Annotated in this window: 19 protein-coding genes; 5 read left to right on the top strand and 14 right to left on the bottom strand. The window is 57.1% G+C overall.

Annotation, left to right across the window (positions count from 1 at the left end; translation table 11 throughout):
* Positions 1-11: 11 nt before the first annotated feature.
* Together speF and speFL are read right to left on the bottom strand one after the other, a co-directional pair.
* Positions 12-2,174, bottom strand: coding sequence for an ornithine decarboxylase SpeF (gene speF / locus ACL2XM_RS17150; RefSeq protein WP_413731287.1), 2,163 nt, complete (start codon positions 2,172-2,174; stop codon positions 12-14).
* Between the two features lie 313 nt (positions 2,175-2,487).
* The gene (speFL, locus tag ACL2XM_RS17145) at positions 2,488-2,571 is read right to left on the bottom strand and encodes a leader peptide SpeFL (RefSeq protein WP_410016626.1); all 84 of its coding nucleotides are present in this window, start codon (positions 2,569-2,571) and stop codon (positions 2,488-2,490) included.
* An 802-nt stretch (positions 2,572-3,373) separates the two neighbouring features.
* On the opposite strand from speFL, the gene ACL2XM_RS17140 reads away from it, so the two are divergent.
* From ACL2XM_RS17140 to folA, 3 genes are all read left to right on the top strand, one after another.
* On the top strand, positions 3,374-4,162 hold the full coding sequence (locus ACL2XM_RS17140; protein ID WP_410016451.1) for a threonine/serine exporter ThrE family protein: 789 nt from the start codon (positions 3,374-3,376) through the stop codon (positions 4,160-4,162).
* Positions 4,159-4,623, top strand: a complete 465-nt coding sequence (locus tag ACL2XM_RS17135) for a threonine/serine exporter (RefSeq protein ID WP_410016450.1) — start codon at positions 4,159-4,161, stop codon at positions 4,621-4,623. Before ACL2XM_RS17140 ends, ACL2XM_RS17135 begins: the two co-directional genes overlap by 4 nt.
* 106 nt (positions 4,624-4,729) lie before the next feature.
* On the top strand, positions 4,730-5,212 hold the full coding sequence (folA, locus tag ACL2XM_RS17130; protein WP_413722122.1) for a type 3 dihydrofolate reductase: 483 nt from the start codon (positions 4,730-4,732) through the stop codon (positions 5,210-5,212).
* A 58-nt stretch (positions 5,213-5,270) separates the two neighbouring features.
* On the opposite strand, the gene apaH is transcribed toward folA, so the two are convergent.
* The 6 genes from apaH to lptD all read right to left on the bottom strand — a co-directional run bounded on the left by apaH (position 5,271) and on the right by lptD (position 12,011).
* The gene (gene apaH / locus ACL2XM_RS17125; protein WP_413722123.1) at positions 5,271-6,119 is read right to left on the bottom strand and encodes a bis(5'-nucleosyl)-tetraphosphatase (symmetrical) ApaH; all 849 of its coding nucleotides are present in this window, start codon (positions 6,117-6,119) and stop codon (positions 5,271-5,273) included.
* A 2-nt stretch (positions 6,120-6,121) separates the two neighbouring features.
* Positions 6,122-6,499, bottom strand: coding sequence for a Co2+/Mg2+ efflux protein ApaG (apaG, locus tag ACL2XM_RS17120; protein WP_410016447.1), 378 nt, complete (start codon positions 6,497-6,499; stop codon positions 6,122-6,124).
* Between the two features lie 14 nt (positions 6,500-6,513).
* Entirely contained in the window at positions 6,514-7,332 is an 819-nt protein-coding gene (gene rsmA / locus ACL2XM_RS17115; protein WP_410016446.1) for a 16S rRNA (adenine(1518)-N(6)/adenine(1519)-N(6))-dimethyltransferase RsmA, read from the bottom strand.
* Positions 7,325-8,317: a 4-hydroxythreonine-4-phosphate dehydrogenase PdxA gene (gene pdxA, locus ACL2XM_RS17110; protein WP_410016445.1), complete on the bottom strand. Its 993-nt coding sequence runs from the start codon at positions 8,315-8,317 to the stop codon at positions 7,325-7,327. Before pdxA ends, rsmA begins: the two co-directional genes overlap by 8 nt.
* The gene (gene surA, locus ACL2XM_RS17105; protein ID WP_410016444.1) at positions 8,307-9,602 is read right to left on the bottom strand and encodes a peptidylprolyl isomerase SurA; all 1,296 of its coding nucleotides are present in this window, start codon (positions 9,600-9,602) and stop codon (positions 8,307-8,309) included. Before surA ends, pdxA begins: the two co-directional genes overlap by 11 nt.
* A 66-nt stretch (positions 9,603-9,668) precedes the next feature.
* Positions 9,669-12,011, bottom strand: coding sequence for an LPS assembly protein LptD (lptD, locus tag ACL2XM_RS17100; protein WP_410016443.1), 2,343 nt, complete (start codon positions 12,009-12,011; stop codon positions 9,669-9,671).
* Positions 12,012-12,193: 182 nt separating this feature from the next.
* On the opposite strand from lptD, the gene djlA reads away from it, so the two are divergent.
* Complete coding sequence (djlA, locus tag ACL2XM_RS17095; protein ID WP_413722127.1) at positions 12,194-13,012, top strand: co-chaperone DjlA; 819 nt, start codon at positions 12,194-12,196, stop codon at positions 13,010-13,012.
* Positions 13,013-13,042: 30 nt separating this feature from the next.
* Here djlA and rluA read toward each other — a convergent pair whose 3' ends face one another.
* From rluA to ACL2XM_RS17080, 3 genes are all read right to left on the bottom strand, one after another.
* A complete protein-coding gene (rluA, locus tag ACL2XM_RS17090; protein WP_410016441.1) occupies positions 13,043-13,696 on the bottom strand; it encodes a bifunctional tRNA pseudouridine(32) synthase/23S rRNA pseudouridine(746) synthase RluA in 654 nt (217 codons plus the stop codon).
* Positions 13,697-13,739: 43 nt separating this feature from the next.
* Positions 13,740-16,646: an RNA polymerase-associated protein RapA gene (gene rapA / locus ACL2XM_RS17085; protein ID WP_413722128.1), complete on the bottom strand. Its 2,907-nt coding sequence runs from the start codon at positions 16,644-16,646 to the stop codon at positions 13,740-13,742.
* A 170-nt stretch (positions 16,647-16,816) separates the two neighbouring features.
* The gene (locus ACL2XM_RS17080; RefSeq protein ID WP_413731284.1) at positions 16,817-19,189 is read right to left on the bottom strand and encodes a DNA polymerase II; all 2,373 of its coding nucleotides are present in this window, start codon (positions 19,187-19,189) and stop codon (positions 16,817-16,819) included.
* A gap of 197 nt (positions 19,190-19,386) precedes the next feature.
* Here ACL2XM_RS17080 and ACL2XM_RS17075 point away from each other — a divergent pair, with 197 nt between their 5' ends.
* A complete protein-coding gene (locus ACL2XM_RS17075) occupies positions 19,387-20,154 on the top strand; it encodes a DedA family protein (protein ID WP_410016438.1) in 768 nt (255 codons plus the stop codon).
* Between the two features lie 9 nt (positions 20,155-20,163).
* Here ACL2XM_RS17075 and ACL2XM_RS17070 read toward each other — a convergent pair whose 3' ends face one another.
* The 3 genes from ACL2XM_RS17070 to thiP all read right to left on the bottom strand — a co-directional run bounded on the left by ACL2XM_RS17070 (position 20,164) and on the right by thiP (position 25,018).
* Entirely contained in the window at positions 20,164-21,570 is a 1,407-nt protein-coding gene (locus ACL2XM_RS17070; RefSeq protein ID WP_413731283.1) for a S8 family serine peptidase, read from the bottom strand.
* Between the two features lie 1,137 nt (positions 21,571-22,707).
* On the bottom strand, positions 22,708-23,445 hold the full coding sequence (thiQ, locus tag ACL2XM_RS17065; RefSeq protein ID WP_413731282.1) for a thiamine ABC transporter ATP-binding protein ThiQ: 738 nt from the start codon (positions 23,443-23,445) through the stop codon (positions 22,708-22,710).
* Positions 23,429-25,018: a thiamine/thiamine pyrophosphate ABC transporter permease ThiP gene (thiP, locus tag ACL2XM_RS17060; RefSeq protein WP_413731281.1), complete on the bottom strand. Its 1,590-nt coding sequence runs from the start codon at positions 25,016-25,018 to the stop codon at positions 23,429-23,431. Before thiP ends, thiQ begins: the two co-directional genes overlap by 17 nt.
* Positions 25,019-25,022 lie beyond the last annotated feature (4 nt).

Here is a 25,022-nt window from a genome sequence, read left to right as displayed (position 1 = left end):
GTCCTTTTTGTTTATTGTTTAACGACATAACCATAGGCGTGCTGTATTCCATCCCGATCGCGCTCAAGATAAACCCCCTGCAGCTCCGGCGAGAAGCCGGGCAGCAAATTGATGCCTTCCTCCAGCGCCAGGAAATACCGTTGCACGGCGCCGCCCCACACTTCGCCGGGCACCATGCAAAGCACTCCCGGCGGGTAGGGCAGCGCGCCCTCGGCGGCGATGCGGCCTTCCGCCTTGCTCAGCGGCACCAGTTCAACATGACCGCGCACGAACTCGCCGTTGGCATCCTGCGGATTCATCGCCACCCGCGGGAAGTTCCCCTGGCGGAACATGTCCTTTTGCAGTTGTTTAACGTCGTAACTGACATATAAGTCATGCATTTCCTGGCACAGGCGTCGCAGGGTATAACCCTGGTAGCGTTGTCCATGGCTGGCGACAATGGCGGGCAGGACGTCGGATAAGGGCGCATCTTGCAGTATAAAACGTTCAAAACGGGCGATCTGGGCGACCAGGTGCTGCATTTTAGCCATATCTTCCGCCGGCGTAAGCAGGAACAGAATGGAGTTCAGATCGCATTTCTCGGGCACGATGCCGTTTTCACGCAGAAAGTTGGCCAGGATGGTCGCGGGGATGCCGAAATCGGCATACTCGCCGCTGGCGGTGTCAATACCGGGAGTGGTCAGCAGCAGTTTGCAGGGATCGACAAAATACTGGTTTGGCGCATACCCGTCGAACCCATGCCATTTTTCACCGGGCACGAAATTAAAGAAACGCAGGTCCTGCGCCATTTCGGCGGTGTCAAAATCCTGCCAGGGACGCCCTTCCACGCTTACCGGTACAAAGGGCCTGATCATCGAGCAGGTATTCAGCAGGATCTTTCGGGTCTCGATGCCCAGGGCGACACAATCCGCCCACAGGCGTCGGCCGCTTTCGCCGGCATGCATCCTGGCATTGACATCCAGCGCCGCGAACAACGGATAAAAAGGGCTGGTGGAGGCATGCAGCATAAAGGCATTGTTAAAACGCTTATGATTGCAATATCGCGCCTGCCCCTTGATATGCCGGTCCTTTTTATGAATTTGCGAGGTTTGGGAAAATCCGGCCTGCTGCTTATGCACCGACTGGGTCACGATAATGCCCGGATCGTTTTCGTTTAGCTCCAGCAGCAGCGGGGAACAATCCTTCATCATGGGAATAAATTGTTCATAGCCGACCCAGGCCGAATCAAACAGGATGTAATCGCAGAGATGGCCGATCTTATCCACCACCTGGCGCGCGTTATATATCGTGCCGTCATAGGTCCCCAGTTGGATAACCGCCAGACGGAACGGCCGGGTTTCGCCGGCGCGTGCGGGGGCCACGCGGCGAATTTGCGCGCGCAGATAATCCTCCTCGAAACAGTGGGCATCGATGCCGCCGATAAAACCGAACGGATTACGGGCGGTCTCCAGGTAAACGGGCGTCGCGCCCGCCTGGATCAAGGCGCCGTGATGAACGGATTTATGATTATTGCGATCGAACAGTACCAGGTCGCCCCGCGCCAGCAGGGCATTGGTCACCACTTTATTCGATGCCGAGGTGCCGTTAAGGACAAAATACGTTTTATCGGCGTTAAAGACTTTGGCCGCATGCTGTTGCGCCGCGCAGGGCGCGCCTTCATGAATTAACAAATCGCCCAGCTTAACGTCGGCATTACACATATCCGCACGGAACAGCGTTTCGCCGAAAAAATCAAAAAACTGGCGTCCCACCGGATGCTTACGGAAAAACTGCCCGCCCTGATGACCCGGGCAGGCAAAGGAGGAATTACCCATTTCCACATATTTCTTTAACGTGGAAAAGAAAGGCGGCAATAATTCTTTTTCATATTTTGTCGCCGCGGACTCCACCTGTTTGCCGTAAAAATCGGCATTGCCGTCGCCCAGCTCAAATACGCCGTTAACCCTTGTCAGGTCATGATTCGCCAGCTCTTCGTGGCAGCCGATGGCGACAAAAATAGGGATGTCGAGACCGGTAAGTTTGATGGCGTCAATGGCGCCGTCATGGGTTTCTGATAAGGATAATACTACCGCCGCAATATCTGAGAAATCTGTATTAATTATATCAACCGTCTCCCTTTCGCTATTAAAACATGATTTTACCGCGGCATTGGCGACAATTTTCAAGGGTTTCATTCTATTATATTCTCCTGGAGCAGGGACAAAAGATTGCCTTCGGTTAAATAGGAATCGACAGTCCCATGGTTATTTTTCAAGCATAATGATACGTAATAGTACCTGCCGTACTATTAATAAAATAATGGCCAGAATCATGGCGAACCATCATCTCACAGCCGTGGCGGGCTGAAGATCTTCCGGATGCTGTTCAGTACGGTTCATGGACAATAGCGGCCCGTCAGGATGCGTTAAAACATCTGGCTGGCGGTATTATCTATGGAGAGACGGCAATGACAGTCCCGCAGAAGAGGGTGCCATGTCCAAGGGAAATTTATCTGAAAGAGAAAAAAGAGAAAGAGAAATAGTCACGGCATCGGGGCATCATTAAATGCCTCACTCTGCGTATATGCGCCATTTTCCGGTTATTGTTTTCCATTATGGTTACCTGTTAGTGGGTAAGCAACGAACTGACAGGCGCTATACTATCGGCCATGGAGCCGTTTTCTGTGATCAATCTCATGATTATGGCGGTTCTTTATGGCCGCTATTTAGGCTTAAAAAATAAAAATCCAGCGGCGGCAAGATTGTCTTTTTTAAAACGAAATAAATGGAGCGCATGATAATTCATTTCATTTTGGCGGGGGAAATATCTGAAAAACGAGTGCGTAAATTTAAGCAGTTGAATATGATTAAAGACATGTACAGGTAAGGCATCAAAACAGGATTAAATCGCCTCAGCGCCCATGATATTGGATTATCGACCAGGCTACCGTCCCTTGGGCGGTCGCCAATGCTGTTTAACGCGGGATGCCCATAGAAGATCATCTGCATGATAATACGTAATTATTGCATATATCGGAAACAGGAATATCCAGGCTTTGGCGCTGCGCAGGCGTGGATCGGCCCACGCCGGGGGGATAACGCCACACGCCCGATAGCACGAAATGCTAAACCCTAAAACGCGCCGGTAGATCGGTGTCATGTACAGCATCGGCGTTGAGAAGAAAGCCGGAGGAGTATTGTTTGCCGGGGTAGTTAATTTTATGTAGATATTAAGTTAATTTTTTAAAAGCCCCGCGGCGAATATCACCCGCCGGTATTTAGAACATTATGGCTTTCGTCATGGCATAATTATGGCTTGCCGCCGTTTTTGTTACATGTTAAGAAAAGAGCGTCCATTAAGCGTAGGGTTATCGGAGTGTGGTTGGGTATGGTGCATGTCGATGGGTAGTGAAATAACGCAAGATCAGCAGCGGGTTATCACCCGGCTGTGTATTGAATGCGCGCTCCTGCTGCTGCAGCATGGCGCGGAAAGCATGATCGTGGAGCAGTTGTCGACACGCCTTGGGCGGGCTTTGGGTGTCCAGCGGGTGGAAAGCTCTATTTCAGCCAATGCCATAGTATTGACCACCATTATCAATGATTTTTGCCTGACATCGACGCGCAAAAATAACGATCGCGGCATTAATATGCATGTGGTCACGCAGGTGCAGCATATCGTCATTATGACCGAGCATCGTTTGCTGGATGTCGCCGACGTGACCAAACGCCTGGCCAATATCAAAGCGATGCGCTACCCCCGCTGGCTAATGGTCATCATCGTCGGCCTCTCCTGCGGGTGTTTCAGCCGCCTGAATGGCGGAGGATGGGATGCCTTTGCCGTGACGCTGTTTGCCAGCGGACTGGCCATGTACGTGCGCCAGCTGTTGACCGCCCGGCAAATGAATCCGCTGATCAATTTTTGTATTACCGCGTTTGTCGCCACCTCCGCCTCCGGGCTGCTGATGCGGCTGCCGGTGTTCCAAGGTACGTCGCTGGTGGCGATGCCGGCCAGCGTCCTGCTGCTGGTGCCGGGTTTCCCGCTGATCAATGCGGTGGCGGATATGTTCAAGGGCCATGTCAATACCGGCCTGGCGCGCTGGACCATGGCCAGCCTGCTGACGTTATCGATTTGCATCGGTATTGTCCTGGCGATGGCGGTGTGGGATTTCCGGGGATGGTCATGAATCTGTTGCTGGCGTTACTGGAGGATATGCTGCTGGCGGCCGTACCGGCCCTGGGTTTCGCCATGGTGTTCAACGTGCCGGTAAAAGCGCTGCGCTATTGCGCGCTGCTCGGGGCCATCGGCCACGGAACGCGCATGTTGCTTATCCATTTCGGCATGAATATCGAATGGGCTTCACTGCTGGCCGCGATCCTGATAGGCATCATCGGCATTCATTGGTCGCGCTGGCTGCTGGCGCACCCGAAGGTGTTTACCGTGGCGGCCGTGATCCCCATGTTTCCCGGCATCTCCGCCTACAGCGCGATGGTGGCGGCGGTGGAAATTTCCCATTTAGGCTATAGCGACGCGCTGATGTCGATCCTGGTTACGCAATTCCTCAAGGCGGGTTTTATTGTCGGCGCGCTGTCGATCGGGTTGTCGCTGCCGGGATTATGGCTATACCGAAAACGCCCGGGAGTATAGGTGTTAGGCGCTTTCTGAATTTTGTGATGGACGTCTGCCGAGGCGCTCGACGGTCGGCGGCAGTTTCCGTATAGTGGCAGCAATTTGACAGCTTGTAAGAGTTTATATGAAAATTAGCCTGATTGCCGCGCTGGCCGTCGATCGCGTGATTGGCCTTGAGAACGCCATGCCCTGGCATCTGCCTGCCGATATGGCCTGGTTTAAGCGCAATACCCTGCATAAACCGGTGATCATGGGCAGGCGTACCTATGAATCCATCGGCCAGCCCCTGCCGGGGCGGTTGAATATCGTCCTTAGCCGCCATCCGGCGGCGGACGACCGCGTCACCTGGGTGACCACGCCGGAACAGGCCCTGGCCGCCGCCGGTGAGGCGGAGGAAGTGATGGTGATTGGCGGCGGCAAGATCTATGCGCATTTCCTGCCGCAGGCCGCGCGTCTTTACCTGACGCATATTGATGCCGAGATTGACGGCGATACCTATTTCCCGGAGTACGAACCGGATCAGTGGCAGTCCACTTTCAGCGAATTCCACGATGCCGATGAGAAGAACAGCCACAGTTTCTGCTGGGAAATACTCGATCGCCGCTAAGCGCAGACGTCGGCGTTAACGCCGAATCAACGGCCATCCGGTCGTTGATTCCCTCCCCTTACATAAGCGCCGTGGCCTCGACGCCGCTCTCATCCTGGCGATTGGAGGGCTGGATAAAGTAGCGTTTATCTTCCCAGCGCAGCATGGTCAGGTGGCCGCCCCAGCAGCAGCCGGTGTCCAGCGCATACACATTCGCCGGCGTGCCTTTACCCTCAAGCGACGCCCAGTGACCGAAGGCAATGCTGTAGTTCTCGGCCACCGGTCCCGGGATCATAAACCAGGGCCGCAGCGGGGCAGGGGCGCTGCCGGGCGCATCCTTGGCAATCATATCCAACTGGCCGTTGGGGAAACAGTAGCGCATCCGGGTCAGGGCATTGGTGCTAAATCGCAGCCGCGCCAGGCCGCTTAGCTCGGGCGACCAATTGCTGGGCATATCCCCGTACATAGCGTCCAGGAACAGCGGGTAGCTGTCGCTGCTGAGTATCGCTTCCACTTCCCGGGCGCAGGTCTTGGCGGTGTCCAGATCCCACTGCGGGGTAATGCCGGCATGGGCCATCACCAGTTTTTTTTCTTCGTCCACCTGCAGCACCGGTTGCCGGCGCAGCCAGTTGATCAGCGTATCGGCGTCGGGGGCTTCCAGCAACGGGGTAATACGATCACGGGGTTTATTACGGCTGATGCCGGCGTAAACCGCCAGCAGGTGCAGATCATGATTGCCCAGCACCATCCGCACGCAGTCGCCGAGTTCGCGCACAAAACGCAACACTTCCAGCGAAGCGGGCCCGCGCGCCACCAGATCGCCGGTGAGCCAGAGGGTATCCGCCGCGGGATTGAAGGTCACTTGGGACAACAGTGACGTCAGCTCGTCGTAGCAGCCATGAATATCCCCGATTAAGTATGTCGACATAATTAGTGTATAAGTGTTGGGATTGCTAAGCGAAAGACGGGAATGGCAATACGAAAAGACTGCCCCTCATGATCCAGCATTTCATAGTGGCCTTCCATCGTGCCCAAAGGCGTTTCGAGAATGGCCCCGCTGGTATATTGAAACTCGCTGCCGGGCAGGATGATCGGCTGCTCGCCGACCACGCCCTCGCCCTGGACCTGTGTTTCCTTGCCGTTGGCGTTGGTTATCAGCCAATAACGCCCGACCAGCTGTACGTTATGCCGCCCGAGATTACGTACGGTAATAGTATAAGCAAAGACATAACGCTCCTGTTCGGGCATAGACTGTGTCTCGACATACATACTTTGAACCTGTACACAAACGCGTGGCGAATTAATCATGACAGCTGCTCCTGTTATTCCTGTTGCGAAGGGTGCTCCGCCAGCCAGTTCGCCAGTTGGCAGTACTGCGCCACGGTAATATTTTCAGCGCGCAGGATCGGGTCGATGCCCAACGCCTTTAATTGCTCCGCGGTAAAAAGGTTACCCAGGCTGTTACGCACGGTTTTGCGGCGCTGGTTAAACGCCTGGCTGGTAATGCGCGCCAGCACCTGCAGGTCGCTGACCGGGTAGGGCAGCTCGGCGTAAGGCACCAGCCGTACCACCGCGGAGTCCACTTTTGGCGCCGGCCGGAATGAGGTCGGCGGCACTTCCAGCACGGGAATGATCTGGCAATAATACTGCGCCATCACGCTCAGGCGGCCATAGGCTTTGCTGTCCGGGCCGGCGACCAGCCGGTTGACCACTTCTTTTTGCAACATAAAATGCATGTCGCGGATTGCCTGAGTATAGCCGAAAAGGTGAAACATCAACGGCGTGGAAATATTGTACGGGAGATTGCCGAATACCCGCAACGGCTGCCCCAGCTGTCGCGACAGTTCGGCAAAATCCACCGTCATGGCATCCTGCTGCACAATGGTCAGCTTGCTGTTCAGGAACGGATGCGTCGCCAGGCGGGCGGCCAGATCGCGATCAAGCTCGATGACCGTCATATGATCGATGCGTTCCGCCACCGGTTCGGTCAGCGCGCCGAGGCCGGGGCCGATTTCCACCATGGCCTGATCGGGCAGGGGATGGATGGCGGAGACGATGGAATCGATGATATTGCCGTCATGAAGAAAATTCTGACCAAAACGTTTGCGGGCCAGATGGCCCTGGTGAACAAGTTTACTCATTACGGTTATTTATCATTTTAATGGCGAGATTTAACGCCGTTTTGATGCTGCCGGCCTCCGCCAGACCAGTGCCGGCCAGTTCCAGCGCGGTGCCGTGATCGACGGAGGTACGTATAAAAGGTAAACCGAGGGTAATATTGACCGCGCGGCCAAAACCCTGGTATTTCAGTACCGGCAGGCCCTGGTCGTGGTACATCGCCAGCACCGCGTCGGCATGCTGCAGGTATTTGGGCTGAAACAGCGTGTCGGCCGGCAACGGCCCGACCAGGTCATAGCCTTCCCCGCGCAGGGCGTCCAGCGTGGGGATGATGATATCGATCTCTTCCCGGCCCATATGCCCGCCTTCGCCCGCATGGGGGTTCAGGCCGCAGACGTAGATACGTGGACGGGGAATGCCGAACTGCGCGCGTAAATCATGATCGAGAATGGCGATCACTTCCCGCAGGGTTTGCGCCGTGATGGCCGCCGGCACCGCCGATAATGGCAGGTGGGTGGTCGCCAGCGCCACGCGCAGCGATTCGGTGGCCAACATCATGACCACCCGTTCGCGCCGGCTGCGCCCGGCGAAAAATTCGGTATGGCCGGTAAAGGCCAGACCGCCGTCGTTAATAATGCCCTTGTGCACCGGGCCGGTAAGCAGGGCGGCAAACTCGCCGTCCAGGCATCCGTCGCAGGCGCGCGCCAGGGTGTCCACAACATAGCCGCTGTTGGCGACATCCAGCGCGCCGGGCGTAACCGGCGCGGGGGCGGTAATGGCCAGTACGCTGACGCTGCCGGCAGGCCTCGGCGCCGCCGGCTGCTGCGGTTGATAAGGGTAAAGCCGCAGCGGCAGCCCGAGGCGGCGCGCGCGGGCGAGCAGGACATCCGGATCGGCGCAGACCACCAGTTCCACCGGCCAGGCCTGCTGCGCCAGCATGGCGACCAGATCGGGACCAATCCCGGCGGGTTCGCCGGGAGTGATCGCCAGCCGCGCTTTATTGCGCATCGCCATCCATGATTTTGACGTAGGCGCCGGCACGCTGTTCCTGCATCCAGGTCTGCGATTCTTCGGCGAATTTGCGGTTGAACAGCAGGCGATAGGCCTGATCTTTTTTGGTGGCGTCGGTACGGTCAACCTGGCGCGTGTCGAGCAACTGGATCAGATGCCAGCCGAAAGAGGAATGCACCGGCTGGCTGATTTCGCCTTTCTTCAGGCGCATAAGCGCGTCCTGGAACGCGGGATCGTAAGCCTGTGGAGCGGCCCAGCCCAGATCGCCGCCCTGGTTGGCGGAGCCGGGGTCCTGTGACAGCAGTTTGGCCTGGGCGGCGAAATCGGTCTTGCCGCTTTTAATCAGCGCCAGCACCTCGTTAAGCTTGGCTTCGGCCTGCTGGTCGGTCAAGACCACCGACGGGCGCAGCAGGATATGCCGGGCATGGACTTCCGTGACCGAGACCTTTTCATCGCCGCCGCGGATATCGTTGACCTTCAGGATGTGGAAGCCGACGCCGGAGCGGATCGGACCGATAACCGCCCCTTTGGGCGCTCCCTGCAGGCGTTCAGCGAACAGGCTCGGTAATTCTTCCAGCTTGCCCCAGCCCATTTGGCCGCCTTTCAAAGCCTGCGGATCCGCTGAGTAGCTGATGGCCAGCTTGCCGAAATCGGCGCCGCCCTTGATTTGCTGCACCAGCGAGCCGGCCATGGCTTCCGCTTTATCCACCTGCTCCTGCGTCGGATTTTCCGGCAGCGGGATCAGGATATGGCTTAAATTGTATTGCGCGCCGTTGCCGGTTTGCGCCGCAATCTGCTGGGCCAGGGAATCCACTTCCTGCGGCAGGATGGTCACGCGGCGGCGTACTTCGCCGTTGCGCACTTCGGCAATCAGCATCTCCTTGCGGATTTGCTTACGATAGGTGTCGTAGCTGATGCCGTCATAGGCCAGGCGGCTGCGCAACTGATCCAGCGTCATTTTATTTTGCGCGGCAATGTTGGTAATGGATTGGGTCAGCTGTTCGTCCGTGACGGTAACGTTATTGCGCTGGGCGATGGACAGGATGATATTGTCCATGATCAAACGTTCGATAATCTGACGACGCAGCGTCGCGTCATCGGGCAACTGCTGTTTTGCATCCTGGGCATTGCGTTTCACTGATTGCAGCAGTCCGTCCACATCACTTTCGAGAACGACACTGTTATCGACCACGGCAGCAACTTTGTCCACCACTTGGGGCGCTGCGAACGCGGTTCCGGCGCACATCGCCATGCAGAGAATAAGCGTTCTCCAGTTTTTCATAACTTTTCCATTTATATCAGCCGCATTCGCGGATTCTAGATTAACGTTCGCTGGTCTGAAACGGCCTTAAAACGCCCGTTGGTACGGCAGTATGCCGGAACCCAGCAACTTGTCGGTACCGAGACCGTAATCGCTGCTCAGACCGCGCAGTTGTATATTAAACGTCACGGCATTGTCGTAATTACTGGTGTTACTGTTGTAGTTCCAACTGGTGATCTTGCGATCGTAGCCCACCGTCGCCGCCCAACAACAGGTGTTGTACTGCACGCCAATCAGCTGTTCGGCGGGCTGGCTTGCCTTGGTATCATAATAATACGCGCCGACAAGCGACCACCGGTCGCGGATTGGCCAGCTGGCGATGGTGCCAATCTGCGCGATCCCTTGCTGATAGCCCGGATGCGAAATATTGGGCAACATGGCCTGGATATATTCGGGACTGGCATAACGGTAGTTCAATTGAACCATCCGGTTATCGTCGCGACGGTATTCCAAGACCGCGTCGCCCAGCGCCACGCTGTTCAGCCGGGTATCATACTGTACGCCGCCGCGCGCGGCCCACTGGTTATTGATCTGCCAGAAGGTGTCGCCGGCCCAGACGACGCTGCCCGTTTCGGCATCCTGATCCAGGCTGCTGTTGGTCGAACCGGTGCGCGGACGGGTAAAGTAATAGATTTGACCCAGCGAAGCGTTAAAACGTTCAACCAGGGCGTCATCATAAAGCCGGGTGGTGACGCCGCCCGATACCTGGTTGGCGGAGGCGATGCGATCGAGGCCGCTGTAGCTGCGGTCGCGGAACAGGCCCGTATAGTCGGTCTGCAGCAGCGTGGAATCGTACACGTTGATATTGCTCTGGTCGCGGTAGGGCACATACAGGTATTGCACCCGCGGTTCCAGGGTCTGGGTATAATCCTGCGCCCAGTCCATATTCCGTTCAAAAATCATTTTGCCGTCGGTCTTGAACTGCGGCATCACCCGGTTGACCGTGCCATCCAGCCGGCTGTCGGGATTATTGGTATTGTAAGTATCGAGATTGTCCTGCTGATAATGGGTGGCCATCAGCTTGGTTTCGGTGTTCAGGCTGCCCCAGCGGTTGGCCAGCGGCAGGCTGATGGTCGGTTCGACATGCAGCCGCGTGGCCTCGGGGTTATTGCTGCTGACGCTGGTAAACTTGGCGGCCTGGCTGACGATGCGGGTATCAAACGGGCCGACATCGTTCTTGTAATAGGTGACGTCAAGCTGCGGCGCCGCGCGGTAGGCGCTGCTGTCGCCGAAATTAGAGAATATCTGGAACTGCTTGCTGGCCAGGGTGACGTCCCAGTTCTCGTCGGAATAACCGACGCTGAATTTCTGCGTGGCGTAGCCGTCGGTAGTGGAACCGTACTGCGAGGTCAGATCGGTAAAATAATAGGGATCGCTGACACGGGTATAATCGACGTTGAAACGCCAGACGTCATCCATCACGCCGTTGTGCCGCCAGTACAGCATCCAGCGGTCGGTATTGCTGTCGGAGGGATGATCGGTGGCGTATTCCGAATCGCTGGGCAACCAGTCGAACTGCACCAGGCCCATCCCCGGCGCGGTCAGGTAGCGGAATTCGTTTTGCAACTGGGTGCCGCGTTTACTCATATAATGCGGCGTAATGGTGGCGTCGTAGTTTGGCGCCAGGTTCAGGTAATAGGGGGCGGAAAATTCAAAACCGCTCTTGGTGCCGTATTTGGCATTGGGGATCAGGAAGCCGGAACGGCGCTTATCGCCCACCGGCAGCTGAAGGTAAGGGCTGTAGAACACCGGCACCTTGCCGATCCTAAAGCGGGCGTTATAGATTTCCGCCACCTGTTCTTCACGGTCGTGGATGACTTCCGAGCCTTGTACGCTCCAGCTGTCGTCCCCGGGCAGGCATGAGGTAAAGGTGCCGTTTTCCAAGACCGTGTAGCGGTTTTGGCCGCGCATTTTCATGGTATCGGCATCGCCGCGTCCCTGGCGTCCCACCATCTGGTAGTCGCCCTGGTAAACGTCGGTGTCCTTGGTATTCAGGTTTGACCAGGCCTTAGGTCCATTGAGTTTGATCTGGTTATCGCTGTAATGGACGTCGCCGGTGGCCGTGGCGGTACGCACCGGGTCTTGCTGGCCGGACTGTGTCTGCTGTAGCTCCACCTGTTTGGCATTGAGCGTGCTGTTGCCCTGTTCCACGTCCACGTTGCCGGTAAACAGCGCGTTATCCGGGTAATTGGCCGTCGTATGGTCCGCCTGGATATGCACCGGCAGTTGATTCGGGTCGCCCGTGACCAGCGGCTTGGTATAGGCAGGCACGCCCAGCATGCATTGATCGGCAAAATCCGCCAACGCATGATGGCTATAAAGCGCCGACCAGATCAGGCTGGCCAGCAATGTAGGGAAACGTTTCTTCATATGCTTTTCGGGTGTTCCGTCATCTTGGGCTTCATGCCGTCAAACGGTCAGAGACTATCTCACTCACCGGAGTTGCGCCAGTGTTAAATCCTGCCGTTTATCCGCGCACCGTTAGGCACAGCGATAAATGACAGGTATGATAAAGCAAATTTGCAGTGACGGCATGATGAATTGAGGAGTATATGCGGTATTGGGGTAAGGTGTTGGGCGTTATTCTGGGTTTTCTATCCGGAGCAGGGTTTTGGGGCGTGGTGTTAGGCTTCCTGATTGGCCATATGATTGATAAGGCGCGCGGTGCACGGGGGGGCGGCGGCGGTTTTTTCGCCGATCAGCAGACCCGGCAGAATGTCTTTTTCCGCACCACCTTTCAGGTCATGGGGCATCTTACCAAATCAAAGGGGCGCGTTACCGAGGCGGATATCCAAAACGCCAGCCTGATGATGGATCGCCTGCGGCTTGACGGCGCCGCGCGCACCGCGGCGCAGCAGGCCTTCCGTGAAGGCAAGGAAAGCCAGTTTCCGCTGCGCGCGTCGCTGCGCGAGTTTCGCCAGGTCTGCTTCGGGCGTTTTGATCTCGTCAGGATGTTCCTGGAAATCCAAATCCAGGCCGCGTTCGCCGATGGATCGTTACATCCCAACGAGCGGCAGGTGCTGTATGTGATTGCCGAGGAACTGGGCATCTCGCGGGTGCAATTCGATCAGTTCCTCAGCATGATGGAGGGCGGCCAGCAGTTTGGCGGCGGCGATTACGCGCAGGGCGGCTACCGGCCCGGCGGCGAGCGCGGTCCCACGCTTGAGGACGCCTGCAAGGTGCTCGGCGTCAACAGTACCGACGACGCCATCGTCATCAAACGCGCCTATCGCAAGCTAATGAGCGAACATCATCCGGATAAGCTGGTGGCGAAAGGGCTGCCGCCGGAAATGATGGAAATGGCCAAGCAGAAAACGCAGGCCATTCAGGCGGCCTACGATCTGATTAAGCGCGAGAAAGGGTTTCACTGATCGTCCGCCGCATGCATTACGGCGGGCCGCTCAGAAATCCGCTTCGCAGCGGAAATGAATCGGCGAATGGAAGGCCGGATGGGTAATGGCCAGCTCCTGGGCGTGCAACAGCAGCCGGCCGGCCATGGCCTTGGCCTGCGGCGTGGCGTAAAAACCATCGCCCAGGATCGGATGACCGATAGCCTGCATATGCACCCGCAGCTGGTGCGAGCGCCCGGTGACCGGCATCAGCAGCACCCGCGCGGTGAGATCGGCGTCATAAGACAATACCCGGTATTGCGTTTGCGCCGCCTTGCCGGTGGCAAAGCACACCTTTTGCAGCGGCCGGTTGGGCCAGTCGCATATCAACGGTAAATCAATCAATCCCTCTTCCTGGGCGGGGTGTCCCCATACCCTGGCAATATAGGACTTGCGCGGCTCGCGTTCGCGGAACTGGCGTTTCAACTCCCGCTCCGCCGCCTTGGACAAGGCCACGACCATTACGCCGCTGGTGGCCATGTCCAGCCGGTGCACGGACTGCGCCAGCGGGAATTGCGCCAGGACCCGGGTCATCACGCTGTCGTTATGCTCAGGCAGGCGGCCGGGAACCGACAGCAGGCCGCTGGGTTTGTTGACCGCCATAATATGCGCGTCCTGGTACAGGATATGCAGCCAGGGTTCGGTGGGCGGATTATAGGGTTCCATGCTGCTCCGGTTTGCCCGGGGCGTCGCCCCGGGTAGGTCATGCTTACTGATGGGTCACCACGATCAGGCGAATGGCATCCAGCCGCCAGTTTGCCTGGTCCAACTGCTCGAGCACCTGCTGGCGGTTGGACGCCAGCGTCTCCAGCTCGTCCTCGCGAATCGCCGGATTGACGGCCTTTAACGCCTCCAGGCGATGCAGTTCGGCGCTCAGGCTTTCGTCCGCCTGCCGCCGGGCGTTGTCTATCAATACCTGGGCCTGTTTCGCCACCAGCGCTTCGCTGCTTTGCAACAGCTTATGCACCTCCGGCTGCACCGCGCTGACCAGTTTACCGGCGGTATGACGCTTCACCGCGTTGAGCTGGCGATTAAACTGCTCGAATTCAACCTGGCCGGCCAAATCATTGCCGTTCTGATCAAGCAGCAACCGGACCGGCGTGGCGGGCAGGAAGCGGCTCAACTGCAGTTTTTTCGGCGCGGGCGCCTCCACCACATACACCAGTTCCACCAGCAGGGTGCCCGCCGGCAGCGCTTTATTGCGCAGCAACGATACCGCGCTGGTGCCGCTGTCACCCGATAATACCAGATCCAAACCGTTGCGGATGATCGGATGCTCCCAACTGATAAACTGGGTATCTTCCCGGGACAGCGCCTGCTCGCGGTTAAAGGTAATGGTGCATCCTTCCTCGGGCAGGCCCGGGAAATCAGGCACCAGCATATGCTCCGAGGGTGTCAGCACGATCAGGCTGTCGCTGCGATCTTCCTGGTTGATGCCCACGATATCAAATAAGTTAAGCGCGAAATTCACCAACTGGGCGTCGCTGTCCTGGCCGGCGATGGCATCGGCCAGCGCCTGCGCCTGTTCACCGCCGTTGGAATGCTGCTCCAGCAGACGGTCGCGCCCCTGTTCCAGTTGCAGCTTCAACAGGTCGTGCTGGCGGCGGCAGGCGTGGATAAAGTCATCCAGGCCGTCGAGTTTGGCGGGTTCGCCCAGGTAGCCGATCAACTGCTGGTAGTATTGATCGTACAACGTCCGGCCGGTGGGACAGGTATGTTCAAACGCGTCCAGGCCTTCATGATACCAGCGGATCAGCACCGCTTGGGCCGTTTGCTCCAGATAAGGCACGAAGATCAGAATATCGTGGTTCTGGCCGATGCGATCCAGGCGGCCGATGCGTTGTTCCAGCAGGTCCGGATTGAATGGCAGATCGAACATCACCATCCGGCTGGCGAACTGGAAGTTACGGCCCTCGGAGCCGATTTCCGAACAGAGCAGCACCTGGGCGCCGTCATCTTCCGCGGCGAAATAGGCGGCGGCGCGGTCGCGGTCGAGCAGCGACAGACCTTCGTGGAACACCGCGGCGCGGATCCCTTCGCGCTCGCGCAATACCTGTTCAAGCTGCAGCGCGGTGGCGGCATGGGCGCAGATCACCAGCACTTTCTCCTGACGGTTTTGCAGCAGGAAATCCATCAGCCATTCGACGCGGGGATCGAAGTTCCACCAGGTGGCGTTCTGGCCTTCGAACTGCTGATAAATCTGTTCGGGATACAGCATGTTGCGCGCCCGATCGTCCAGCGTCAGTTTACCGCCCATGATGCCTGCCACTTTAATGGCGGTCTGGTATTGCGCGGGCAGCGGCAGCCTGATTTGATGCAGCAGCCGGCGCGGGAAGCCTTTCACCCCCTGGCGGGTATTGCGAAACAGCACCCGGCTGGTGCCGTGGCGATCCATCAACATGGCGATCAGTTCATGACGCGCCGCCTGGGCGCGCTCATCCTCGCCATTGGCGACGGAAAGCAGGGGTTCGATGCTTTGCTCGCCTATCATATCGGCCAGCAGGTTCTTGGCGTCCTTGTCCAGCGCCTTGCCGTTCAGCAGCAGGGTCACCGCGTCGGCTACCGGGCGGTAACGCTGTTGCTCCGCCACGAACTCCTGGTAGTCATGGAACCGATCGGGATCCAGCAGCCGCAGCCGGGCGAAATGGCTTTGCAGCCCCAGCTGCTCCGGGGTGGCGGTCAGCAATAAGATCCCGGGAATACTGCGCGCCAGCTGTTCGATGACCTGATATTCGCGGCTGGGGGCCTCCTCGCTCCAGGAAAGATGATGGGCTTCATCCACCACCATCAGGTCAAAATCGGCGTCGGCCAGCTTTTCCAGCCGCTCGTGGTTACGGCGGACAAAATCCAGCGAGCACAGCACCAGTTGTTCGGTTTCAAACGGATTATCGCTGTCCTGCATGGCCTCGGAGTAGCGCTCGTCATCGAACAGCGAGAACAGCAGGTTGAAACGGCGCAGCATTTCCACCAGCCATTGATGCATCAACGACTCGGGAACGATGATCAGCACCCGCTCGGCGCGGCCGGTGAGCAACTGCTGATGGATAATCATGCCGGCCTCGATGGTCTTGCCCAGGCCCACTTCGTCCGCCAGCAAAACCCGGGGAGCGTAGCGCTGTCCCACTTCGGAGGCGATATGCAACTGGTGGGGAATCAGGTTGGCGCGGATGCCGCGCAGTCCGTTCCAGGCCTGGCGGAACTGTTCACTGTGAAACTTGCGCGCCCGATAACGCAGGGCAAAACGGTCCATGCGATCAATCTGGCCGGCGAACAGTCGGTCCTGGGGTTTGCTGAAGGTCAGCTTGCTGTCGAGCAGGACTTCCCGCAGGGCCGTATCGGCCTGGCCGTTATCCAATCGGGTGCCGATGTAGGTCAGCAGGCCGTCTTCTTCACGCACGGATTCCACGCTGAGCTGCCAGCCCTCGTGGCTGGTGATGGTATCGCCGGGATTAAATATCACGCGGGTGATAGGCGCATCCGCGCGGGCATAAAGACGGTTTTCACCGATAGCGGAAAACAGCAGGGTGACCATGCGGGCATCCTGTGCCACCACGGTTCCCAGTCCTAATTCACTTTCCGTATCGCTGATCCAGCGTTGACCTAAGGTAAAAGGCATAAATTCTCGGCTCGGTGTTATGTTAGGCAAAAATACCGGCAATAGCGCGGCTTACCGCGGCCTGGTGCCACGGCGGTGAAAAATGCGGCAAGAGTGATGCTGAGGTCTGAAAAGGCGCTATGTTAATGGATGAGTGTCGCTTCGTCACCTACCAATCCATCACTTTCGCATCAAAACAGTCCCATCTGACCTGATATAAGCGTAGCAAAGTCATCGCGCAGGAAGGGGAGGATGGCATCCGCCACCGGCTGGAGCTGTTTGGCCAGGTAGTGATTATAGTCCGGCACGCTTTGCCGGATTTCCAGGGGCTCGGGACCGTGGGCGGTCATGATATAGCTTATCCACCCGCCGTTTTGGTACTGCTGCTGCCGGCCGTGACGGGCGTTATACTCATCGGCGATAAGCGCCGCGCGGGCCTGGGGCGGCACGTTTTTCTGGTATTCGCTTAACCTGCGCCGCAGGCGTTTGCGATACACCAGCAGGGCGTCCAGCTCGCCGGACAGGGTGCGGCGGACATAATCGCGGACAAAATCCTGATACGGCTGGCGCTGGAAGATGCGCTCATACAATTGTTGCTGGAACTGCTGGGCCAGGGGCGTCCAGTCGCTGCGCACGGTTTCCAGGCCTTTAAATACCATGCGTTCGCCCTTGTCGTCCTGTACCAGGCCGGCATAACGTTTTTTGCTGCCCAGCTCCGCGCCGCGAATCGTAGGCATCAGGAAACGGGTGAAGTGTGTCTCGTACTCAAGTTCCAGCGCGCTTTCCAGCCCCATGGTGTCGCGCAGGTGCGTTTGCCACCATTGATTGATATCGCTGACCAGGCGTTGACCGATGGCATTGGCCGCTTCGCTATCGTGGGCGTGCTTCAGCCAGACAAACGTGGAGTCGGTATCGCCGTAGATTACCGGATAACCCCGGGCTTCGATAAGCTCGCGGGTGCGGTGCATAATGTCATGGCCGCGCAGGGTAATGGAGGAGGCCAGCCGGGCGTCGAAAAAACGGCAGCCGGGCGCGCCTAGCACGCCGTAGAAAGCGTTCATGATAATTTTCAACGCCTGCGATAAGGGCCGGTTATTTTCCCGTTTCGCCCGCTCGCGCCCGAGCCAAAGCTCCCGAACGATGTCCGGCAGGCAGTGATGGGTGCGGGAGAAGCGCGCGCCGATAAAACCCGCGACCGTCCCGTCCGGCGCGTCCCCGGCCATGCCTTCGATCAGCCCCACCGGATCAATGAGAAAGGTGCGGATAATAGAGGGATAAAGGCTTTTATAATCCAGCACCAGCACCGAGTCGTACAGGCCGGGGCGGGAATCCATGACATAACCGCCGGGGCTGGCCTGCATCGGTACATCGCCAAGATTGGGCGCCACAAAACCCGCCCGGTGCATTCTGGGCAAGTAGAGCCAGGTAAACGCGGCCACCGATCCGCCGCTGCGATCGGCGGCCAGCCCGGTGACGGTGGCGCGTTCCAGCAGAAACGCCAGCAGGCGGGTATGGTCAAAAATACGCGTCACCAGCTCACAGTCCTTGAGATTGTAGCGGGCCAGCGCCGGCTTATCTTCCTGGTACAACCGGTCGATTTCGTCCATGCGCTGGTAGGGCGTCGAGATATCCTTTCCCTCGCCCAGCAGCGTCTGCGCCACGTTTTCCAGGCTAAACGAGGAAAACTGCCAGAAGGCGGATTTCAGCGCCTCGATGCCGTCGATAATCAGGCGGCCGGCGGCGCTGGCGAAATAATGTCCCGCCTTGGCGCCATGTTCGCGCCATTCCAGCGCCGCGCCACCGCGCCCGAGCAGCAAAGGCTGATGGTAGCGTTCCGCCTGTTTTTGCAGGATACGTAAATCGAACTGCACCAGGTTCCAGCCGATAACGGCATCGGGGTCATGGTCGGCGAACCACTGGTTCAGGCACTGGATCAACGCCGCGCGGGTGGGTACGTATTCAAGGAATCCGGACGACCCGGCGCCGGCGGCCGGGGGCTCGCCCAGCATATAAACCCGCCGCTGCCCGCAGCCTTGCAGACCGATGCAATAGAGTTCGCCAAAACGGTTGGTTTCAATATCCAGCGAAACCAGTTTCAGCGCGGGCCGGTAATCAGGCGACGGCTTAAGCCGCGCGTGGGTGATAACGCCGTTTTCCTGCACATGGCCGTCAAACCAGACCGGGGCGGTGATAAAACGCTCCATCAGATAACGCTCCGGTGGGCGAATGTCGGCTTCATACAGCGGTATGCCGGACTCGTGGCACCGTTTTTCCAGCCGGCCTAAATCGCGATAGTGCCGGCAGTAAACGCCGACCACCGGGCGACGATGAAAGTCACGCAGCGCCAGCGGACGCAGCTCGCAGCCGGGGATGGCGGCCGCCAGGGTTTGCGCGCGCGGCAGGCACTCCGCGGGCATAAACGCCACCGCTTGCTGCGGCGGCAGGCTGATTTTCCGCGCGCCGCCATCGGTCGCCAGCCAGAAATCGATGACGGCGCCGTCGGGAGTATCCCGCCAGTGGCGGGTAAGGACAAAACCCTGGCCGGGCAGGGATTGGTCTGGCATGGCGTCTGGATATCCGGTTAAAGTAAATGAAGCGTCGCCTTATCTCGGGCAACCTGATAATTATGATTATTTATACAGTATTTGTCCAGTTGCGCCGCGTCCGGACAAGCGCAGCCAAATCTTCATACAATTGTTACGTTGACCGGCGGGCCTTCTAGCCCTGACAATCCATCGGCTTATAGAAACCTGAGGGGGTTATGCTGGCTTTTTTCGAACACTGGGTTACGCAGTCATTGGCTTTTTCGCTTTTTGCCGTCTCGTTGGTGGCATTTCTTGAATCCCTGGCTTTTGTCGGGCTGTTATTACCGGGTACGGTGATGATGGCGACGCTGGGCGCGCTTATCGGCAGCGGCGCGATGGGATTTTATCCCGCCTGGGCGGCCGGCATTATCGGATGCTTTCTTGGCGATTGGATTTCCTATGTTATCGGCCATGGCTGTAAAAAATCGCTGAAACGCTGGTCTTTCCTGAAAAAAAACCGCGCCACGTTGAATAAAATCGAACATGCCCTGCACCGGCATAGCGTGTTGACGATCCTGGCCGGCCGGTTTATCGGCCCTACCCGGCCGTTGGTGCCGATGGTGGCCGGGATGCTGGACCTGCCGCCCCTGAAATTCGCCTTGCCCAATGTTATCGGCTGCCTCACCTGGCCACCTGCGTATTTTATGCCCGGCATCCTGGCCGGGGTGGCTATTAATATCCCAGACGGACAGCACTCCGGGCAATTCCGTGGCCTGCTGTTAGGCGTGGCCCTGTTGGGCTGGCTGGCCGGCTGGCTTGGATGGCGCTGGTTGCGAACCGATAAACGCCAGGCCGATCGCCTCACCCGCTGGCTGCCGCTGTCGCGATTGCGCTGGCTGGCCCCCCTTTGCCTCCTGGCGATGGCGGCGGCGCTGGTTGCGCTTATCCAGCATCCGCTGATGCCGATCTACGCGGCTCAATTCTGGAAAGTGGTCAGGGTGTGACCGACGGCTTCAGTATTTGGAGAATAAGGTATATATCGCCTTACCTAAATCCGGCTGCGTTCCTATAATCGAGGAAAAATTCTCCGCCAGCACCGTTCCGGTACTGGTGAGTAATTCACGGAACTGCGGGGCGGTAAGGTTTTTTTTATTGGCGATGGCAATACTTGACAGGCATGCCGCCACACCCGCCACGATGGGATTGGCCGGCGAATTGCCGGAAAAATTATTGATGTACCAGGCATTGGTTTTATTGAGCAGCGTGGCATAACCGTATGAGGTCGTTACCACAAAATCACCCCAGCTCGAACTGTCTATGCGCGAACCAAAATTACTGTAGGCGGCCCTTAGCCCCGTCCTTGGGTCGAGGGCTCCGACAATAATAGCGCCTGAATCCCTTTGATGACGATTGAATTTGCCGTTAAGTATCGGATGGTCTAAATTAATCGCGCCATTCCCCGCCGCCTCAATAACGTGGATACCTTTGGATGTTAACGCGGAGATCATATCAAACCAGGCAGGTTCAAATTCGACCGGAAGATAACATTCCTGATTATAATAAGATCTATTTCCTCCTTGATGCTGCATACCTATTTGGATAACGTCTCCCGCCTTAAGACGGTGATAAAGGTTATAGAGATATTGCAGGCCCCGGGCGGCATAACCCACCTTCGCCCGGCTGGCGATCCCCATAATGCCATACCCCAGCTCCAGCCCCGCCATCACACCCACGGACGCGGTATTGTCGCAGCCGACGGTGACGGCGCCTTCGACAATAGCGCGCTCCGGAGGAAGGTTATTATGACCGGTGAACCAGGCATCAGGCTCGTTGGTAATGATGGTGACATTTTCGCCCCTGCCCCCGGCGTAACTTAGACCGGCGGTGCCGTCGACACCGCCGAGCCTGAAGCTATTGAAACAATGCCGGGCAGGCCAAAGATAATATTGTAAAGGGACGAAGTTATAATTTTCCACGCCGTTAAGCGTTTTGGGCTCATCATCAAGGGTGGGTTGCTCGGTGTGAAGAGCGTTATAACTTCTTGCGCCCCGTAGCGATACGGGTTCGGTAGTGGGATAAACCGTCTCGACTGAGCTGAATAGCGCAATGGCGTGAAGTATTTCATTAATATATTCAACAGCGTTGACATTCTCATTAAAAAATTTGATTTTGAAATAGCGATCCAAGCCAAATGTTTTATTCATTTCTTTGGCCGCATCATCACGAGGGCTGCCGGATATGTCAAATAAAGGGGAAACTCCCATGGTTTCAAAGTTAAATTTGAGCTCGTGCTCAATTTTTTGCGCTTCTGAAAAGTAATACGTGCCGGCATTGTTTCGTTTAAGTTGAAACACGATGTTAGTGTATTTGACGCCCTGCTGGGCAAAGAAGTCAATTTTTTTAAGAATTTTGTCACTCATTATAGTTAACCCCCGATAATAAAATCGTATTTGACGGTTGACGATTCATCCCGTCATTTATGATGTTTGGTCTGATAAGAAGTAAAATTTGCACAAAGGCATTGCTGCCGCGGTGATTCAGTTTCTCCTGATGTTTAAATTAATGGTTTGCATAAATTTTTAATGAGAAAAAGATGACAGTCACTATTGTCCCTTCTTGCGCAGGGTGCATGACCTACTGTCGCGTAAAGTTAAATTCAGCTGTGTTAAATAAGATTCTTTAAAACTTAATGCAGATTGTACTCAATATACAATAATCGAAGTGGATGTTTAATAAGTGATTTTTATATATGATTTTTATTTAATATAAACTCTAATTGCAATAAATCAAACAACATTCTCAAATAATAGTGTGAAGCAAGTCAATATTTATTCTAATGTTAAATTATCTTAACTTTAAAATGCTATTTATACGTAATTTCTTATTTTTCATTAAATTCAAAGAAAAAAACATGGATAATAATAAAAAAAAGCTTATGTGTGGCGAAAAAACGGCGACCAGCTAAAGCGCAGGCCGGTTTTTCTTCCGCCGCGGAGGGACGTAACAGCAGTGGTTGTAAAACGTAATGGGGGGTGGTGTAATATGTTTGACAATATAATCATGATGTTGTGCGCGGGGTATTCAGTGGGGTGATACCGGGATGGGGCCGGATGGCGGCTTTTTGGCGTGAAAGGCCAGCATCCCAACTCCCTTATAGGCGGGCTGAAACGCTGGCGATAAAAATCACTACTCGTAAATTGCGGGCATTGCCAGGCGGCATGCGAAAACGCATGACGCTTTTCTGCCGTATCTTGATTATTTTATATATGAGTTTCCCCAGCATTGACGATAAGCTGTTTACAAATACGTTCATTAGTACAACATAATTAAAATGCTATTACTGCCGATGCCTGTAACCACTGGGGTGCAACAATAAGCCCTTACCAATGGATGCTCTGCGGCATTTCCAGGCGGCATTTAATTCTATCTCATATTAGTAACAATTTATTTGGCAAAATGTGAATCGGCTCAAGAATGCTATTTTTGGCTATTTGCCGCGATCTTATTCCAGCACGCGAAGCCATCGCGTCATTATGCGGCGCCGGGCATCGGTGATGTTAATCCTCTCCGGTCAACCGCGGGCGCGGGTCCGGCGCGTGCGGCGCAATACCCAGGACGGCGGCTTCGCCGGCTTCGCCGCTCGCCAGGCGCGCGGTCGGGCCGTCGTAATAAATGCGGCCATCGACAATCAGCAGGGTGCGCGGCGCGATGCGCACGGCGTCATCCAGGTTGTGCGATACCATTAACAGGGTCAGGCCGCGGCTGGCGCACACGTCGTCCACCCGTTGCAGCATATCGACACGCAAGGCGGGGTCGAGCGCGGAAAACGGCTCATCAAGCAGCAGGATGGGGCGGTCGCGCACCAGACAACGCGCCAGGGCCGCCCGCTGCCGTTGCCCGCCGGACAGTTGCCCCGGCAGGCGGTCCAGCAGTTTCTCCAGCCCTACCTGTGCCGCCACCGCATTTAACGCTTCCCGTTGCGCCGGAGTCAACGCCAACCCCGGATGCAGCCCAAGGCCGATGTTTTCCGCCACCGTCAGGTGAGCGAACAGGTTATGCTCCTGGAACAGCATGGAGACGGGGCGCCGGGCGGGCGGGGTGGCACTGTGATCCTGGCCGTTTAACCACAGGCTGCCGCTGTGCAGGGGCAGAAAACCGGCTATCAGGTTGAGCAGGGTGCTTTTGCCGGCGCCGCTGGGGCCCAGGACGGCGACCTTTTCTCCCGCCGCCAGCCGCAGGTCAAAACGCATCGGCAAATGTTGGTAAAGATAGGTCGCTTTATCCAGTCTTATCATGCAGCCCCGTGAGTTTCTCGATTAGCGTAAATAGTAAAAAGCACAGCGCCAATAGGAACAGCGCGGTAACGGCCCCGTCCTCGCTGCGATAAGCGCCGATTTGCTGGTAAAGATAGAGCGGCAGGGTCCGGAAATGTTCATTGCCGAACAACGCTACCACGCCAAAATCACCCAGCGACAGGATAGAGGCGAATGCCATGGCGCGGCCAATCGGCTGGCGCAGCGCGCGCCATTCCACCCAATGTAGCCGCGTCAGGCCGCGCATATCCAGGGACAGGCATAAACGATTATACCTTTCCGCCAGGTCCAGCATCGGCGTTTCCAGAATTTTCAGGGCGTAGGGAATGGCCATCAGCGCATTGGTCAGTATGACCAATGCATAGGGGGAACGGGGCAATCCCAGGGTATGGGTGGCGATCAGGAAGAAACCGGTGGCCAGCACAATGCCCGGCATCGCCAGGATCAGCATGCCGCTAAGATCGAGCAGTTGCGCGGACCAGGGACGTTGACGCAGCCTCAGCTCGCGGCTGCTCCATAGCAGCATCAGCGTTAGCGCCACGCACAGCAGGCCTGCGCCCAGGGCAATGCGCAGCGACGTCAGCAATGCCGACCACAGCGCCGGCTGCGACAGGACCCGCGCCATGCCCGTATTGACACCGCCGGCCACCACGGCCAGCAGGGGCGGCGCCAGCAGCACCAGCGCCAGGACAATAACCAGCGCGTCGGTAAAACGGCGCGCCAGATTATCGCCGGGATTGCGCCACTGGGAAAAATGCGTCGCGCCGACGGGAAACGCGCGGGTCAGCCGTTGGCTGGACAAGACCAGCCCCAGGCAACAGATCATTTGCACCAGGGCCAGCAGCGCCGCGCGGCCGGGATCGTAGTCATAGCTTAAGGCCTGGTAAATCGCCAGCTCAATGGTGGTCGCCCGCGGTCCGCCGCCCAGCGACAGCACCGTGGCAAAACTGGCGAAACACAGCATAAATATCAGCGCCGCCGCAGGCAGCAGTTGACGGCGCAGATAAGGCCACTCAAGAATGCGGAAGAAATGCCAGCCCGCCATGTCCAGCTGCGCGGCCAGCTGGCGCTGCTCCACCGGAATGCCTTCCAGCGCCTGCAACAACAGGCGGGTGGCCAACGGCAGGTTAAAAAATACATGGGCCAGCAGGATCCCCCGCAGGCCGTAGGGTGAAAAACCGTAGGGAATATGCAGCCAGAGGCATAGCTGCGCCAGCCAGCCGTGGCGACCATACACGCTCAGGATGCCGAACACGGCCACCAGCACCGGCAGCACCAGCGTCATGGCGCAAAAGCGCAGCAACAGCAGGCGTCCCGGAAACCGCCGGCGGTAAAGCGCCCGCGCCAAAAAAACGGCGGGCAGCACCGATAGCAGCGCCGACAGCAGCGCCTGCCAAAAGGTAAAACGCAGGACATGCCACAGATAGCTGTCCGACAGCACGTCGCGCCATTGGAGCGTCGGCGCGTTCAGCCACAAGGCGCCGACCGCCGTCAGGGCCACGGCCGTCAGCATCAGCGCGGCCAGCAGTCCCGGCCATAACCAGCGCGGTATCATCGGC

Origin of the sequence: Sodalis sp. RH20 (assembly GCF_047324205.1) — a bacterium.
Classification (GTDB): Bacteria; Pseudomonadota; Gammaproteobacteria; order Enterobacterales; family Enterobacteriaceae; genus Acerihabitans.
The sequence above is the reverse complement of the archived record's forward strand: the minus strand, read 5'-3'. Positions and strand labels throughout refer to the sequence as shown.

Excerpts from the sequence above, each read along its gene's own strand:
- speF (WP_413731287.1), bottom strand. The coding sequence starts at position 2,174 with ATGAAACCCTTGAAAATTGTCGCCAATGCCGCGGTAAAATCATGTTTT.
- speFL (WP_410016626.1), bottom strand. The coding sequence starts at position 2,571 with ATGGCGCATATACGCAGAGTGAGGCATTTAATGATGCCCCGATGCCGT.
- ACL2XM_RS17140 (WP_410016451.1), top strand. The coding sequence starts at position 3,374 with ATGTCGATGGGTAGTGAAATAACGCAAGATCAGCAGCGGGTTATCACC.
- ACL2XM_RS17135 (WP_410016450.1), top strand. The coding sequence starts at position 4,159 with ATGAATCTGTTGCTGGCGTTACTGGAGGATATGCTGCTGGCGGCCGTA.
- folA (WP_413722122.1), top strand. The coding sequence starts at position 4,730 with ATGAAAATTAGCCTGATTGCCGCGCTGGCCGTCGATCGCGTGATTGGC.
- apaH (WP_413722123.1), bottom strand. The coding sequence starts at position 6,119 with ATGTCGACATACTTAATCGGGGATATTCATGGCTGCTACGACGAGCTG.
- apaG (WP_410016447.1), bottom strand. The coding sequence starts at position 6,499 with ATGATTAATTCGCCACGCGTTTGTGTACAGGTTCAAAGTATGTATGTC.
- rsmA (WP_410016446.1), bottom strand. The coding sequence starts at position 7,332 with ATGAGTAAACTTGTTCACCAGGGCCATCTGGCCCGCAAACGTTTTGGT.
- pdxA (WP_410016445.1), bottom strand. The coding sequence starts at position 8,317 with ATGCGCAATAAAGCGCGGCTGGCGATCACTCCCGGCGAACCCGCCGGG.
- surA (WP_410016444.1), bottom strand. The coding sequence starts at position 9,602 with ATGAAAAACTGGAGAACGCTTATTCTCTGCATGGCGATGTGCGCCGGA.
- lptD (WP_410016443.1), bottom strand. The coding sequence starts at position 12,011 with ATGAAGAAACGTTTCCCTACATTGCTGGCCAGCCTGATCTGGTCGGCG.
- djlA (WP_413722127.1), top strand. The coding sequence starts at position 12,194 with ATGCGGTATTGGGGTAAGGTGTTGGGCGTTATTCTGGGTTTTCTATCC.
- rluA (WP_410016441.1), bottom strand. The coding sequence starts at position 13,696 with ATGGAACCCTATAATCCGCCCACCGAACCCTGGCTGCATATCCTGTAC.
- rapA (WP_413722128.1), bottom strand. The coding sequence starts at position 16,646 with ATGCCTTTTACCTTAGGTCAACGCTGGATCAGCGATACGGAAAGTGAA.
- ACL2XM_RS17080 (WP_413731284.1), bottom strand. The coding sequence starts at position 19,189 with ATGCCAGACCAATCCCTGCCCGGCCAGGGTTTTGTCCTTACCCGCCAC.
- ACL2XM_RS17075 (WP_410016438.1), top strand. The coding sequence starts at position 19,387 with ATGCTGGCTTTTTTCGAACACTGGGTTACGCAGTCATTGGCTTTTTCG.
- ACL2XM_RS17070 (WP_413731283.1), bottom strand. The coding sequence starts at position 21,570 with ATGAGTGACAAAATTCTTAAAAAAATTGACTTCTTTGCCCAGCAGGGC.
- thiQ (WP_413731282.1), bottom strand. The coding sequence starts at position 23,445 with ATGATAAGACTGGATAAAGCGACCTATCTTTACCAACATTTGCCGATG.
- thiP (WP_413731281.1), bottom strand. The coding sequence starts at position 25,018 with ATGATACCGCGCTGGTTATGGCCGGGACTGCTGGCCGCGCTGATGCTG.